Origin of the sequence: Paenirhodobacter sp. (assembly GCF_050177655.1) — a bacterium.
Lineage (GTDB): Bacteria > Pseudomonadota > Alphaproteobacteria > Rhodobacterales > Rhodobacteraceae > Rhodobacter.
In genome coordinates, this window is sequence record NZ_JBFXGV010000005.1 from 63,948 (window position 1) to 76,653 (window position 12,706).

The 12,706-nt window shown below is 67.2% G+C and carries 11 protein-coding genes; 9 read left to right on the plus strand and 2 right to left on the minus strand.

What is annotated here, in order from left to right; genetic code table 11:
* The first annotated feature begins 97 nt into the window (after nucleotides 1-97).
* Nucleotides 98-2,320 carry a response regulator gene (locus AB7U46_RS03790; RefSeq protein ID WP_428335603.1) on the plus strand — a complete coding sequence of 741 codons (2,223 nt, stop codon included), beginning with the start codon at nucleotides 98-100 and terminating at the stop codon, nucleotides 2,318-2,320.
* Here AB7U46_RS03790 and recQ read toward each other — a convergent pair whose 3' ends face one another.
* Nucleotides 2,321-4,384 carry a DNA helicase RecQ gene (recQ, locus tag AB7U46_RS03795; protein WP_428335604.1) on the minus strand — a complete coding sequence of 688 codons (2,064 nt, stop codon included), beginning with the start codon at nucleotides 4,382-4,384 and terminating at the stop codon, nucleotides 2,321-2,323.
* Nucleotides 4,385-4,386: 2 nt separating this feature from the next.
* Nucleotides 4,387-4,677 carry a YggT family protein gene (locus tag AB7U46_RS03800; RefSeq protein ID WP_428335605.1) on the minus strand — a complete coding sequence of 97 codons (291 nt, stop codon included), beginning with the start codon at nucleotides 4,675-4,677 and terminating at the stop codon, nucleotides 4,387-4,389.
* Nucleotides 4,678-4,812: 135 nt separating this feature from the next.
* On the opposite strand from AB7U46_RS03800, the gene AB7U46_RS03805 reads away from it, so the two are divergent.
* The 8 genes from AB7U46_RS03805 (at nucleotide 4,813) to dxs (ending at nucleotide 12,625) form a co-directional block, all read left to right on the plus strand.
* Nucleotides 4,813-5,340 carry an acyl-CoA thioesterase gene (locus tag AB7U46_RS03805; protein ID WP_428335606.1) on the plus strand — a complete coding sequence of 176 codons (528 nt, stop codon included), beginning with the start codon at nucleotides 4,813-4,815 and terminating at the stop codon, nucleotides 5,338-5,340.
* A 73-nt stretch (nucleotides 5,341-5,413) separates the two neighbouring features.
* Nucleotides 5,414-6,775, plus strand: a complete 1,362-nt coding sequence (locus tag AB7U46_RS03810) for an MFS transporter (RefSeq protein ID WP_428335607.1) — start codon at nucleotides 5,414-5,416, stop codon at nucleotides 6,773-6,775.
* A 2-nt stretch (nucleotides 6,776-6,777) separates the two neighbouring features.
* Nucleotides 6,778-7,674 (plus strand): penicillin-insensitive murein endopeptidase, encoded by an 897-nt coding sequence (gene mepA / locus AB7U46_RS03815; RefSeq protein ID WP_428335667.1) that lies wholly within the window; start codon nucleotides 6,778-6,780, stop codon nucleotides 7,672-7,674.
* The gene (locus AB7U46_RS03820; protein WP_428335608.1) at nucleotides 7,647-8,567 is read left to right on the plus strand and encodes an esterase-like activity of phytase family protein; all 921 of its coding nucleotides are present in this window, start codon (nucleotides 7,647-7,649) and stop codon (nucleotides 8,565-8,567) included. The genes mepA and AB7U46_RS03820 overlap by 28 nt, the downstream gene beginning before the upstream one ends.
* A gap of 105 nt (nucleotides 8,568-8,672) precedes the next feature.
* Complete coding sequence (locus AB7U46_RS03825) at nucleotides 8,673-9,293, plus strand: queuosine precursor transporter (RefSeq protein ID WP_428335609.1); 621 nt, start codon at nucleotides 8,673-8,675, stop codon at nucleotides 9,291-9,293.
* A gap of 290 nt (nucleotides 9,294-9,583) precedes the next feature.
* Complete coding sequence (locus AB7U46_RS03830) at nucleotides 9,584-9,832, plus strand: exodeoxyribonuclease VII small subunit (protein ID WP_428335610.1); 249 nt, start codon at nucleotides 9,584-9,586, stop codon at nucleotides 9,830-9,832.
* On the plus strand, nucleotides 9,832-10,698 hold the full coding sequence (locus AB7U46_RS03835; RefSeq protein WP_428335611.1) for a polyprenyl synthetase family protein: 867 nt from the start codon (nucleotides 9,832-9,834) through the stop codon (nucleotides 10,696-10,698). Before AB7U46_RS03830 ends, AB7U46_RS03835 begins: the two co-directional genes overlap by 1 nt.
* A 16-nt stretch (nucleotides 10,699-10,714) precedes the next feature.
* Nucleotides 10,715-12,625: a 1-deoxy-D-xylulose-5-phosphate synthase gene (dxs, locus tag AB7U46_RS03840; RefSeq protein ID WP_428335612.1), complete on the plus strand. Its 1,911-nt coding sequence runs from the start codon at nucleotides 10,715-10,717 to the stop codon at nucleotides 12,623-12,625.
* Nucleotides 12,626-12,706: the final 81 nt, after the last annotated feature.

The following is a 12,706-nucleotide window of genomic DNA, read 5'->3' on the forward strand; positions in this document are numbered from 1 at the left end:
GGCGATGGCGATCAATCACGCTGAACGACATTAAGGCTAAATTCACCCGCAGATGCGAAGCTGCCCCGAACGGACCAGTCAGGGACAGGCGCGGGCGATGCACGCCAGCATGGTGGAGAAATTGGCGCAGGAGCGGCGCGCGCGGCTCGCGGCGGAGCGGCTTCTCGAACAGAAGAAGCGGGAGCTTTTCGCAGCGAACCAGAAGCTGGCGCAGCATGCCCGATCGCTTTCGGATCAGATCGTCGCGCAGCGCAGCGGCTTGCAACGCGCCCTCACCGAGGCCGAATCGCTCAAGGGCGAGAATTCGAAGGTCCGCATCGACCTCGAACGCGCCAATTCCGTCGCATTGATCGCCCAGCGCCGCCTTTGGGACGCGCTCGAAACGATCCGCGACGGCTTCGCCGTCTATGACAGCGATCTGCGCCTCGTCGTCGCGAACCGGGCCTATCTCTCCTTCTTTCAGGGCGAGATCGCGATCAGCGCCGGGGTGACCTACGACGCGGTTCTGCGCATCGTCGCCGAACATCACATGGTCGACATGGCCGGGCGCGATCCGATCGACTGGCATCACGACATGGTCGCGCGGATCCGCTCCGAACATATCGAACCCTTCGTGGTGCAGACGCAATCGGGCCGCCATATCAAGCTGATCGACCGCTGGGGCGACGGCGGCGATCTCGTCTGCCTGTCGCAGGACATCACCCATATGATCGCGCGAGAGGCGGAACTCGAGGAGGCGCGCCGCAAGGCGGAGGCCGCGAATCGCGCGAAATCCGCCTTCCTCGCGAACATGAGCCACGAGATCCGCACGCCGATGAACGGCGTCGTCGGCATGGCCGAGCTGCTCGCCGAAACCAGCCTGACGGAGGAGCAGAAACTCTACGCCGAAACGATCCGCTCCTCGGGCGAGGCGCTGCTGACGATCATCAACGACGTGCTCGACTACTCGAAGATCGAGGCGGAGCGGCTGCGCCTCTATCCCGAGGTCTTCGATCTCGAACGCTGCATCCACGAGATCATGGTGCTGCTGCAACCCTCGGCGAAGGACAAGGGGGTCAAGCTGCTCGTCGATTACGACCTGTTCCTGCCCACGCGCTTCGTCGCCGACCCGGGCCGGATGCGGCAGATCCTCACCAATCTGATCGGCAATGCGGTGAAATTCACCGAGACCGGCCATGTCCTCGCCCGTGTCGTCGGGTTTGAGCGGGACGCCGCGAAATACGAGCTGCACATCACCGTCGAAGACACCGGCATCGGCATCGCGCGGGACAATGTCGAGCATGTCTTCGGCGAGTTCAACCAGGTCGAGAGCGCCTCGAACCGCAAGTTCGAGGGCACCGGCCTCGGCCTCGCGATCACCCGTCAGCTCGTCGAGCTTATGGGCGGCGCGATCTGGGTCGACAGCGTGCTGGGGGAAGGGTCGTGCTTCGGCTTCCGCATCACCGTGCCGCGCGCCGAACCGATGGACCCGATCGACGAACCGATGCCGCCGATCACGCTGCATGCTGCGCTGGTGGTCGACGATCTGCTCGTCAACCGCGTGATCCTCGAGCGCCAGCTCGAGACCTACGGCCTCGAGGTGACGCTCTGCCGCAACGCTGCGGAGGCGCTGAAGGTGATCGACGAGGGGGCGAGCTTCGATCTCGTGCTGACCGATCACCGGATGCCCGATCTCGACGGCGTCGAGCTGGCCGAACGGTTGCAAGCCCGCGGCATCACCACGCCGATCCTGCTGCTGACCTCCGACAAGGAGGCGCTGGAGGCCGCGCAAACGCATTGCTCGCTCGTCGGCTGTCTCGAAAAACCGGTGCTGCGCTCCGATCTCTTCCGGATGCTGCAGAAACTCTCGGCCCCCGAGCCTGAGCCCGAGCCAGCCCCCGTTGCGCCCCCGCCGCCGCCCGTGCTGAAACGCCAGATGCGCGTGCTCGCGGCAGAGGACAACCGTACCAACCAGCTCGTCTTCGGCAAGATGGTGAAGGATTTCGACATCGAGCTGCGCTTCGCGGGCGACGGGCGCGAGGCGGTGGCGCTCTGGCGCAGTTTCGCGCCCGACCTGATCTTCATGGACATCTCGATGCCCGAGATGGACGGGCGGGAGGCGACGCGCGCGATCCGCGCCGCGGAATTCGGCACCGATCAGCATGTGCCGATCTGTGCGCTCACCGCCCATGCGATGGATGGCGACAGCGAGTCGATCTTTGCCGCCGGGGTCGACCACTATCTCACCAAGCCGCTGAAGAAGGCCGCGATCGCCGAGCGCATCCTCGCCTGCGCGCCCGAAGGCGTGCGCCCGGTCGCGCCCGAGGCCGCGGCAGGATGATCAGCGATAATCCGCGATCAGCGCAAGGAAGGCATCGCCGAACCGCGCGAGTTTCGCCTCGCCCAGCCCACCGATCCGCTCGAGATCGGCGCGGCTCGCCGGTTTGACCTCGGCGATCCGGCGCAGGGTGGTCTGCGTGCAGCTGAGGTAGCGATCCTGCCCGTCCTCCCCGCGCACCAGAGCGAGCTGCGCCGCCGCGAGCCGGTCGAAAAGCTCGCCCTCGGCGCGACCGGCGAGTTTCATCCGCGCCGGGTGCAGCTCCTCGGCGCTGCCCGCCCCCGCGATCACCTCGAGGAAGGCCGCGCCATAGCTTTCGAGCTTTTTCGCGCCGACCCCGTTCACCCGCGCCATCGCGTCGAGCGTGCCGGGCCGCGCCTCGGCCATCTCGATCAGCGTGCGGTCCGGAAAGATCATATAGGCCGGCAGCCCCGCCGCCTCGGCCAGCGCGCGCCGCTTCGCCTTCAGCGCCGAGAGCAGCGGCGCGTCCTCCTCCGCCACCAGCGCCTTCGCCACCGGTTTCGAACGATTGCGCCGCACCAGATCGCGGCGCAGCGTGATCCGCTCCTCGCCGCGCAGGATCGGCCGCGCGCGTTCGGTCATCACCAGCGCGCCGTGCCGCTCGACATCGGGGCGCATCAGGTCATGGCCGAGGATCTGGCGAAACACCGCCTGCCATTCGGGCCGGCTCAGCTCGCGCCCGACGCCGAAGGTCGGCAGCTGGTCATGCCCGCGCGCACGGATCCGGTCATTCGTCTGGCCGAGCAGGATCTCGATCAGGTGGCCGGCGCCATAGCTCTGATCGGTGCGCAGCGCGGCCGAAAGCGCCTTGCGCACCGCGTCTGTGCCATCGAAAAGCTCGGGCGGATGCTCGCAAAGATCGCAATTGCCGCAGGGCCCGGAACTTTCGCCGAAATAGCCAAGCAGGTTCTGCCGTCGGCATCCGGTCGCCTCGGCGAGGCCCAGAAGCGCGTTGAGCCTGCCGTGATCGGCGGCCTTGCGCTCGGGCGGGGCGAGGCCCTCGTCGATCTGCTGGCGGCGATAGCGGATGTCGTCGGGGCCATAGAGCGTCAGCGTCTCGGCGGGCGCGCCATCGCGCCCGGCGCGGCCGATCTCCTGATAATAGCTCTCGATCGACTTCGGCAGATCGGCATGGGCGACCCAGCGGATGTCGGGCTTGTCGATCCCCATGCCGAAGGCGACGGTGGCGACGACGATCAACCCGTCCTCGCGCTGGAACCGCGTCTCGACCACGCGACGATCTTCCGCCTCCATCCCGCCGTGATAGAAACAGGCCGGATGCCCCGCCTCGTTCAGCGCCTGGGCGAGCGCCTCGGTCTTCGCGCGGGTGCCGCAATAGACGATGCCCGACTGCCCGCGCCGCGCCGCCGCGAAGTCGAGGATCTGCCGGCGCGGCTGATCCTTCGGCGCGAAGGCGAGGTGGATGTTCGGCCGGTCGAAGCCGCGCAGGAAGGTTTCCGGCGCTCGCCCCTCGAAAAGCCGCGTCACGATCTCGGCGCGGGTTTCCTCGTCGGCAGTGGCGGTGAAGGCGGCGAGCGGCACGCCGAGCGTGCGTTTCAGATCGCCGATGCGCAGGTAATCGGGGCGGAAATCATGGCCCCACTGGCTGACGCAATGCGCCTCGTCCACCGCGATGAGCCGGGTGCCCGCGCGGCGCAGGAGGTTCAGCGTGGCGCCCGAAGCAAGGCGTTCGGGTGCGATGTAGAGGAGTTTCAGCCGCCCCGCGTCGATCGCGGCGAAGACTGCCTCGGTCTCCTCCTCGGTATTGCCGGAGGTGAGCGCGCCCGCCTCCACCCCCGCCTCGCGCAGGCTCCGCACCTGATCGCGCATCAAGGCGATCAGCGGCGAGATGACCACGGTCAGCCCCGGCAGGCACAGCGCAGGCAATTGGAAACACAGGGATTTCCCGCCGCCCGTCGGCATGATCGCCAGTGTGTCGCGCCCGGCGAGCACGGCGCGCACGATCTCCTCCTGCCCGGGGCGGAAGGCATGAAAACCGAAGACGGAGGCGAGCAGCGCCTCTGGCGTGGCGACGTCCCCGGGCATCGTCAGAGCCCGAAGAGCAGCCGGCGCAGCAGGATGATGATGAAGAAGGCGACGAGCGGCGTCAGGTCGAGCCCGGGCGTCGCCGGGATGATCCGGCGCAGCGGCCCATAGATCGGCTCAAGCGCGCGGTTGAGGAAATACCAGACCTGCGCGACGAACGGCTGGCGCAGGTTCAGCACCTGAAAACCGATCAGCCAGCTCATGATCACATGGGCGAGGATGACGTACCAGACCAGCTGCAAAAGCAGGTCGATCGCCATCAGCAGATTGTAGGGCAGCGCGAGCGCGGTCATGCGAACCTCCGGTGATGCCCCGCAGAGGTAAGCCAGCACGGCCCCTCATGCAACCTGCGCAAACGCGGCATTTGCCGCGACGTAGCGATTGCCCTTGCCGCTGCACTGCGGCACGTTGGCGCGAGGGAGGCGCATATGTATCCGATTATCCGCATGGTGAAGGCGCTCGCGACATCGCGCGAGGGGCCGATCGACATTCTGGACACGGTGGTGACCCGGCATATCGCCTGGCCCTGGGACATCGACCCCTGGAAGGATCTGAACAACGGTCGCACGCTGACGCTGTTCGACCTTGGGCGGATCTCGCTTGCGCAGCGGGCGGGGCTGAACAAGGCGCTGATCGCCAATCGCTGGGGCATCGTCGTCGCCGGCAACACCACGCGCTACCGCAAGCGGATCACGATGATGCAGCGTTTCGAGATGCGCTCGCGCTGCATCGGCTGGGATCATCGCTTCGTCTACATGGAACAGGCGATGTGGCGCGGCGAAGAGTGCTGCAACCACCTTCTGGTGCGTGCCGCGGTGACCTCGCCCGCCGGGATCGTGCCGCCGCAAAGCGTGGTGGAGGCGATGGGTCATCACGGCGAGAGCCCCGAGCTGCCCGACTGGGTGAAGCACTGGATCGCCGCCGATCACGAACGCCCCTGGCCGCCGCAGATCTGACCCCCCAATCGCGCCCTTGCGCCGCCCCGGGGTTTCGGGCTTCATCGCGCGTGAGGGATCTCAGGGGGACGGCATGATCACGACGCGCAAACGGATCTGGGGCTGGTGGTTCTTCGACTGGGCGAGCCAGCCCTATAACACGCTGCTCATCACCTTCATCTTTGCCCCCTTCATGGAGGATCTGCTCGGCTCCGGCACCACCGCGCAGACGGTCTGGGGCTATGGCGTCGGTCTTGCCGGCATCGTGATCGCCCTCGCCTCGCCCTTCCTCGGCGCGATCGCCGACCGCTCCGGCCGGCGCATGCCCTTCATCTGGCTCTTCTCGCTGATGTATGTGCTCGGCGCCTGGGGGCTCTGGTATGCCGAGCCCGGCAATTTCAACCTGATCCTGATCATGACCTCCTTCGCGATCGGCATGATCGGGATGGAATTCGCCACCACCTTCACCAATGCGATGCTGCCCGACCTCGCCCCGCGCGAGCAGATCGGCAAGGTCTCCGGCTCGGGCTGGGCCTTCGGCTATGTCGGCGGCATGCTGTGCCTGATCATCATGCTGACGCTCCTGCAGGTGAACCCGAAGACCGGGCACACGCTCGTCGGCCTGCCGCCGATGTTCAGCCTCGACCCGGCCACGCGCGAGGACACCCGCGTCGTCGGACCGCTCACTGCGGTGTGGTATGCGGTCTTCATGATCCCCTTCTTCCTCTGGGTGCGCGAGCCGCGGCACCCGGGCGCGATCTCGGTGCCGCGCGCCGCGCGCGAGGCCTGGCCCGAGCTGCGCGCAACGCTGAAGGGCCTGCCGAAGCGTCGCTCGCTCTTCGCCTTCCTGATCGCCTCGATGCTCTATCGCGACGCGCTGAACGGGATCTACACTTTCGGCGGGCTCTACGCGAAAGGGGTGCTCGACTGGTCGATCATGCAGATCGGCATCTTCGGCATCCTCGGCACGATCACCGGCGCGCTTTTCGCCTGGCTCGGCGGCAAGGCGGATGACCGGTTCGGCCCGATGGCGGTGATCGTGTTCAACCTGATCCTGCTTACCGCGGTCGTCGTCGGCGTCGTCTTCATCCATCGCGACGGCGTCTTCGGCATCGCGGTGGGGCCGGAAAGCCATCTCCCCGACATCGCCTTCTACGTCATGGGCGGGCTGATCGGGGCCGGTGGCGGCGCGCTGCAATCGGCCTCGCGCACGATGATGGTGCGGCAGGCCGATCCCGAGAAGATCACCGAGCATTTCGGCCTCTACGCGCTCACAGGCAAGGCCACGGCCTTCATCGCGCCGATCGCGATCGGGGTGATGACTCAGATCTCCTCCGACCAGTCGATCGGCATCACTCCCATCATCGTGCTTTTCGTCATCGGTCTTGTCCTGCTAGGCTTCGTGCGATCGAAGGGCGATCCGCGCCCCGTAGCCGAGGACCAACCGACCGTATGAGTATCTTCCGTTCGACCGCCATCGCGCTCACGCTCGCCCTTGCCGCCCTGCCCGCCGCGGCCGAGCCGCTCGCGCGGCAGCTCTTCGGCGCGGTGCAGGCGCCAAGCCGGGGCGACAGCCAGCCGGTCGGCACCTATGCGCGCGGGTGCGCCGCGGGGCTTGTCGCGCTGCCGGAAAGCGGGCCGACCTGGCAGGCGATGCGACTTGGCCGCAACCGCTATTACGGCCAGCCCGAGATGATCGCCTATCTCGAGGATCTCTCGCGCTTCGCCGCCAGCCTGCCCGGCTGGAAGGGCCTCTATATCGGCGACATCAGCCAGCCGCGCGGCGGCCCGATGACCGGCGGCCACGCCAGCCACCAGATCGGCCTCGACGCCGATATCTGGATGCTGCCGCCGAAGCGGCTCGACCTCAGCCGGAGCGCGCGCGAAAGCATCGGCTCGATCTCGATCCGCACCGAGGACCAGACCCGGGTGAACGGCAACTGGACGCCGCAGCACATGGCGCTGCTGCGTGCCGCCGCCTCCGACCCGCGGGTCGACCGCATTTTCGTCGCCGCCGCGGCGAAGATCGCGATGTGCAATGCCGCGCCGAGGGGCGATCGCGCCTGGCTGCAGAAGATCCGCCCGATCTACGGCCACAACGTGCATTTCCACGTGCGCCTGAAATGCCCCGCCGGATCGCCGCTCTGCCAGGTGCAGAAACCCACCGTGGCCGAGCTGTCGAAGGGCGGCGACGGCTGCGACGACACGCTGAACTGGTGGGTGACCACCTATCTCGAAGAGCTGCGCCACCCGCCGAAGAAACCGAAGCGGACCGGCCCGCCGCCGAAAAGCGCCAAGACCTATGTGATGTCGGATCTCCCCGCCGAATGCCGCACCATCCTCGCCTCGCCCTGAGCGCGCTCGCGTTCGGGGTGCTGATCGGCGTCGGAGGGCTCTTTCACGCCGGCCATGCCGGCGCACGCGGCGACAACGCATTGAGCTTCGTTCAGACCTATGTCTGGAAACGGTCGGAGCCGAGCTTCGGCGGCTTCTCCGGGCTCGAACTCTCCGACGACGGGCGCGATTTCATCACCCAGTCCGATCGCGCCACGATCTGGCGCGGGCACCTGAACCGCGACGCGGAGGGCCGGATCACCGGGGTCGAGACCGCGGGCCCGGTGGTGCTGCACGACAGTTCCGGCAAGGTGCTGAAGGGGGCGACGGGCGATTCCGAAGGGCTCGCCATGGCGCCCGACGGCAGCGTCTACATCTCCTTCGAGGGGATCGCCCGCGTCGCGCATTACCCGCGCGACGACGGCCCCGCCGAGCGCCTTCCGCGCCCCGAGGCCTTCAGGCAGATGCAGACCAACTCCTCGCTCGAGGCGCTGGCGATCGCGCCCGACGGCACGCTCTACACGATGCCGGAGCGCTCGGGCGCCACCGCCGCCCCCTTCCCCGTCTGGCGCTATCGGAACGGCAAATGGGATCAGCCCTTCTCGATCCCGCGCGCGGGCAGCTGGCTGCCGGTCGGCGCCGATTTCGGCCCCGACGGGCGGTTCTACCTGCTCGAGCGCGATTTCTGGGGGCTTCTGGGGTTCCGCACCCGGATCCAGGTGTTCGACATCCGCGGCGACCGGATCAGCGGCGGCGAGGTGCTGCTCGAGACGCTGCCGGGCACCTATGACAATCTCGAGGGGATCGCGCTCTGGCGCGACGCGACCGGGGCGATCCGGCTCACGATGATTTCCGACGACAATCAGAACTTCTTCCAGACCACCGAATTCGTGGAATATCGGCTCGGAAAGTAGGCGCAGCTGCGGTTTCACTTGACCCGCGCGCCCCGCAGGCGTATCCGCCGCGCCTGTCCGGATCCCCGGACCATGTCTCCGCGACCATGTAAAAACGGTGTCCTCATGAAACGCTTCCTGCCCGGCATTCTTGCCATGGCCATCATCGTGGTGGCCTCCAACATCCTCGTGCAGCACCTGTTCGGCCAATGGCTGACCTGGGGTGCCTTCACCTATCCCTTCGCCTTCCTCGTCACCGACGTGACCAACCGGCTGCAGGGCGCGCGGGCCGCGCGCTTCGTCGTGGTCTCCGGTTTCGTCGTCGGCGTGATCTGTTCGCTGATCGGCTCGCAGATCATGGGCGAGTTCGGCCCGCTGGTGACGCTGCGTGTCGCGATCGGCTCCGGCGCGGCCTTCCTGGCCGCGCAGCTCACCGATGTGACCGTCTTCAACCTGCTGCGGCGCGACCGCTGGTGGAAGGCGCCGCTGATCTCCACGCTGATCGGCGCCAGCCTCGATACCGCGATCTTCTTCACCACCGCCTTTTCGATGAGCCTCGTCTGGATCGACCCCGCGAATGACGTCGCCTGGGCGAACGAGACGCTGCCGCTTCTGGGTTTCGGGCCGCAGGTTCCGCTCTGGATCTCGCTCGCGACGGCCGATTGGTGTGTAAAAATCGCCCTCGCTTTGATCGCTTTGACGCCTTATCGGGCAATTGTGTGGCGTGCGCGGCCAAGCGTTGCGTAATTTAACTTGCCATACACCAAATCTGTGCCACCCTACCCTTATCGGCAACGCATGAAAGGAGGTGGTCCAGTGTCTAGAGTGATATTGGAGAGAAGTGTCGGGACAGTCAGGGGGGCCGAGGCCTGAGGGCAACCCCTAGGGTCTAGAACCCTGGCTGGGACGGAGGATCTGATCCAGACCCTAACCGGACCATCTCCGTAGATCTCGGGGGCCGCTGCCAAAGGCACGCGGCCCTTTCTATTGCGCGCCGCCTCCGTCCGTGGCATCCCGAGACGCGACAGGAGGATGCGATGAGCGAGACCCCCACCGAGATTGCGACGCTGAGCTTCGAGCAGGCGATGAAGGAACTCGAGCAGGTGGTGAACCAGCTCGAACGCGGCGAGGTGCCGCTCGATGCCTCGATCCGGCTTTACGAGCGCGGCGCGGCGCTGAAGGAGCGCTGTGCCATGCTGCTCAAGCAGGCCGAGGAGCGGGTCGAGAAGATCACGCTGGGCGAGGGCGGTCAGCCCACGGGCAGCGTGCCGGTCGAAGGGCTGTGATGTTTTCCGAACGGTTGAAGGACGTGCAGGCGGCGGTCGAGGGCGCGCTGGCGCAGGCGATCGCGGCCCATCCCGAAACGCCGCTGCGCGACGCGATGGCCTATGCGGCAAGTGGCGGCAAGCGGTTGCGCGCCTTTCTCGTGCTCGAATCGGCCGCGCTTTTCGGCATTGGCGAAGCGGCGGCGATGCCCGCGGCGGCGGCGGTCGAAGCACTGCATGCCTATTCGCTCGTGCATGACGACCTGCCCTGCATGGATAACGACGATCTGCGCCGCGGCCAGCCCACGGTGCATGTGAAATGGGACGAGGCGACGGCGGTTCTGGCCGGTGACGCGCTGCAGACGCTTGCCTTCCAGCTTTGCGCCGATCCCGCGCTTGGGGGCGCCGAAAATCGCATCGCGCTTGTCGCGGCGCTGGCGCAGGCCTCGGGCGCGGCGGGGATGGTCTATGGCCAGGCGCTCGACATCGCGGCGGAAACCGCCGCGGCGCCGTTGACGCTGGCCGAGATCACCGAATTGCAGGCGGGCAAGACCGGGGCGCTGATCTCCTTTGCGGCGCAGGCCGGGGCGATCCTGGCGGGTGCCGATCGCGCGCCGCTCGCCGCCTATGCGAAGGCGCTCGGCCTTGCCTTCCAGATCGCCGACGACATCCTCGACGTCGAGGGTTCGGAGGAGGCCGCGGGCAAGCGGCTGCACAAGGATGCCGAGGCGGGCAAGGCGACCTTCGTCTCGCTCCTTGGCCTTGATGGCGCGAAGGCCCGCGCCGCCGCGCTTGTCGCCGAGGCCGAAGCCGCCCTTGCACCTTATGGCGCAAAGGCAGAAAACTTGCGGGAAGCGGCGCGTTACGTTATCGCGCGCGAAAAGTGATACGGGATACCAGCGCATGAGCGAGACCCCGAAGACCCCGATCCTCGACCGGGTGCATCTGCCCTCCGACCTCAAGGCGCTTTCCGACGCCGAGCTGAAGAAACTCGCCGCGGAACTGCGCGCCGAGACGATCTCGGCCGTCTCGGTCACCGGCGGGCATCTGGGCGCCGGGCTTGGCGTGGTCGAGCTGACCGTCGCGCTGCAGGCGGTCTTCGACGCGCCGCGCGACAAGATCATCTGGGACGTCGGGCATCAATGCTACCCGCACAAGATCCTGACCGGGCGGCGTGACCGCATCCGCACGCTGCGCGCGAAAGGCGGGCTTTCGGGCTTCACCAAGCGGTCGGAAAGCCCCTATGACGCCTTCGGTGCCGGCCACAGCTCGACCTCGATCTCGGCGGCGCTTGGCTTTGCGATGGCGCGCGAGCTTGGCGCGGAAACCGGCGACGCGATTGCGGTGATCGGCGATGGCGCGCTCACCGGCGGCATGGCCTTCGAGGCGCTGAACCACGCCGGGCATCTGGGCAAGCGCGTCTTCGTCGTGCTCAACGACAACGAGATGTCGATCGCCCCGCCGGTCGGCGCGCTCTCGCGCTACCTCACCCGGCTTTACGCCGAAAGCCCGATGCAGGATCTGAAGGCGGTCGCCAAGGGCGCCGTGAGCCTCTTGCCCGAGCCCTTCCAGGAAGGCGCGCGGCGGGCGAAGGAAATGCTCAAGGGCATGGCGATGGGCGGCACCCTCTTCGAGGAGCTGGGCTTCACCTATGTCGGCCCGGTCGACGGCCATGACCTCGACGCGCTGCTTCCGCTTTTGCGCATGCTCAAGGCGCGGGCGACCGGCCCGGTGCTGATCCATGTGCTGACGAAAAAGGGCAAGGGCTACGCCCCCGCCGAAAGCCGCCCCGATGGCGGCCATGCGACGAACCGTTTCGACGTGGCGACCGGGGTGCAGGTGAAGGCGCCCTCGAACGCGCCGAGCTATACCAAGGTCTTCGCCGAGAGCCTGATCCGCGAGGCGGAGCGCGACGAGAAGATCGTCGCGATCACCGCGGCGATGCCCGATGGCACCGGGCTGAACCTGTTTGCCGAACGCTTCCCGCGCCGCTGCTTTGACGTGGGCATCGCCGAGCAGCATGCGGTGACCTTCTCTGCCGGGCTTGCCGCGGCGGGGATGAAACCCTTCTGCGCGATCTACTCGACCTTCCTGCAGCGCGGCTACGACCAGATCGTGCATGACGTCGCGATCCAGCGCCTGCCGGTGCGTTTTGCCATCGACCGCGCAGGGCTCGTCGGCGCCGATGGCGCGACGCATGCGGGGAGCTACGACATCGGCTTCATGTCGAGCCTGCCCGGCATGGTGGTGATGGCTGCCGCCGACGAGGCCGAGCTTGTCCACATGGTCGCCACCGCGGCCGCGCATGACGCAGGGCCGATCGCCTTCCGCTATCCGCGCGGCGAGGGAATGGGCGTCGACATGCCCGAGCGCGGCATTCCGCTCGAGATCGGCAAAGGCAGGATCGTGGCCGAAGGCGCGCGCGTCGCGATCCTGAGCTTCGGCACCCGTCTTTCCGAAGTGCTGAAGGCACGCGAGGCGCTTGCCGCCCGCGGGCTTGCCCCCACCGTGGCCGATGCGCGCTTTGCCAAGCCCCTCGACGAGGAGCTGATCCTGCGCCTCGTCGCCGAGCACGAGGCGCTGATCACCATCGAGGAGGGCGCGATCGGCGGCTTCGGCAGCCATGTCGCGCAGCTCTTGGCCGAGAAGGGCGTCTTCGATCGCGGCTATCGCTTCCGTTCGATGGTGCTGCCCGACACCTTCATCGACCACGCCAATGCCGAGGACATGTATGCGAGCGCGAAGATGGGCGCCTCGGATATCGAGGCAAAGGTGCTCGAACTGCTGGGCGTCGCGGTCGCGAAACGGGCCTGAGCGCCTCTGGCAAAGTCGGACGCCTCCGGCGGGGGTATTTGAACCAGGAAAAGACCATGTGCTTTTTCTTGGTCCAAATAC

Excerpts from the sequence above, each read along its gene's own strand:
- AB7U46_RS03790 (WP_428335603.1), top strand. The coding sequence starts at position 98 with ATGCACGCCAGCATGGTGGAGAAATTGGCGCAGGAGCGGCGCGCGCGG.
- recQ (WP_428335604.1), bottom strand. The coding sequence starts at position 4,384 with ATGCCCGGGGACGTCGCCACGCCAGAGGCGCTGCTCGCCTCCGTCTTC.
- AB7U46_RS03800 (WP_428335605.1), bottom strand. The coding sequence starts at position 4,677 with ATGACCGCGCTCGCGCTGCCCTACAATCTGCTGATGGCGATCGACCTG.
- AB7U46_RS03805 (WP_428335606.1), top strand. The coding sequence starts at position 4,813 with ATGTATCCGATTATCCGCATGGTGAAGGCGCTCGCGACATCGCGCGAG.
- AB7U46_RS03810 (WP_428335607.1), top strand. The coding sequence starts at position 5,414 with ATGATCACGACGCGCAAACGGATCTGGGGCTGGTGGTTCTTCGACTGG.
- AB7U46_RS03820 (WP_428335608.1), top strand. The coding sequence starts at position 7,647 with ATGCCGCACCATCCTCGCCTCGCCCTGAGCGCGCTCGCGTTCGGGGTG.
- AB7U46_RS03825 (WP_428335609.1), top strand. The coding sequence starts at position 8,673 with ATGAAACGCTTCCTGCCCGGCATTCTTGCCATGGCCATCATCGTGGTG.
- AB7U46_RS03830 (WP_428335610.1), top strand. The coding sequence starts at position 9,584 with ATGAGCGAGACCCCCACCGAGATTGCGACGCTGAGCTTCGAGCAGGCG.
- AB7U46_RS03835 (WP_428335611.1), top strand. The coding sequence starts at position 9,832 with ATGTTTTCCGAACGGTTGAAGGACGTGCAGGCGGCGGTCGAGGGCGCG.
- dxs (WP_428335612.1), top strand. The coding sequence starts at position 10,715 with ATGAGCGAGACCCCGAAGACCCCGATCCTCGACCGGGTGCATCTGCCC.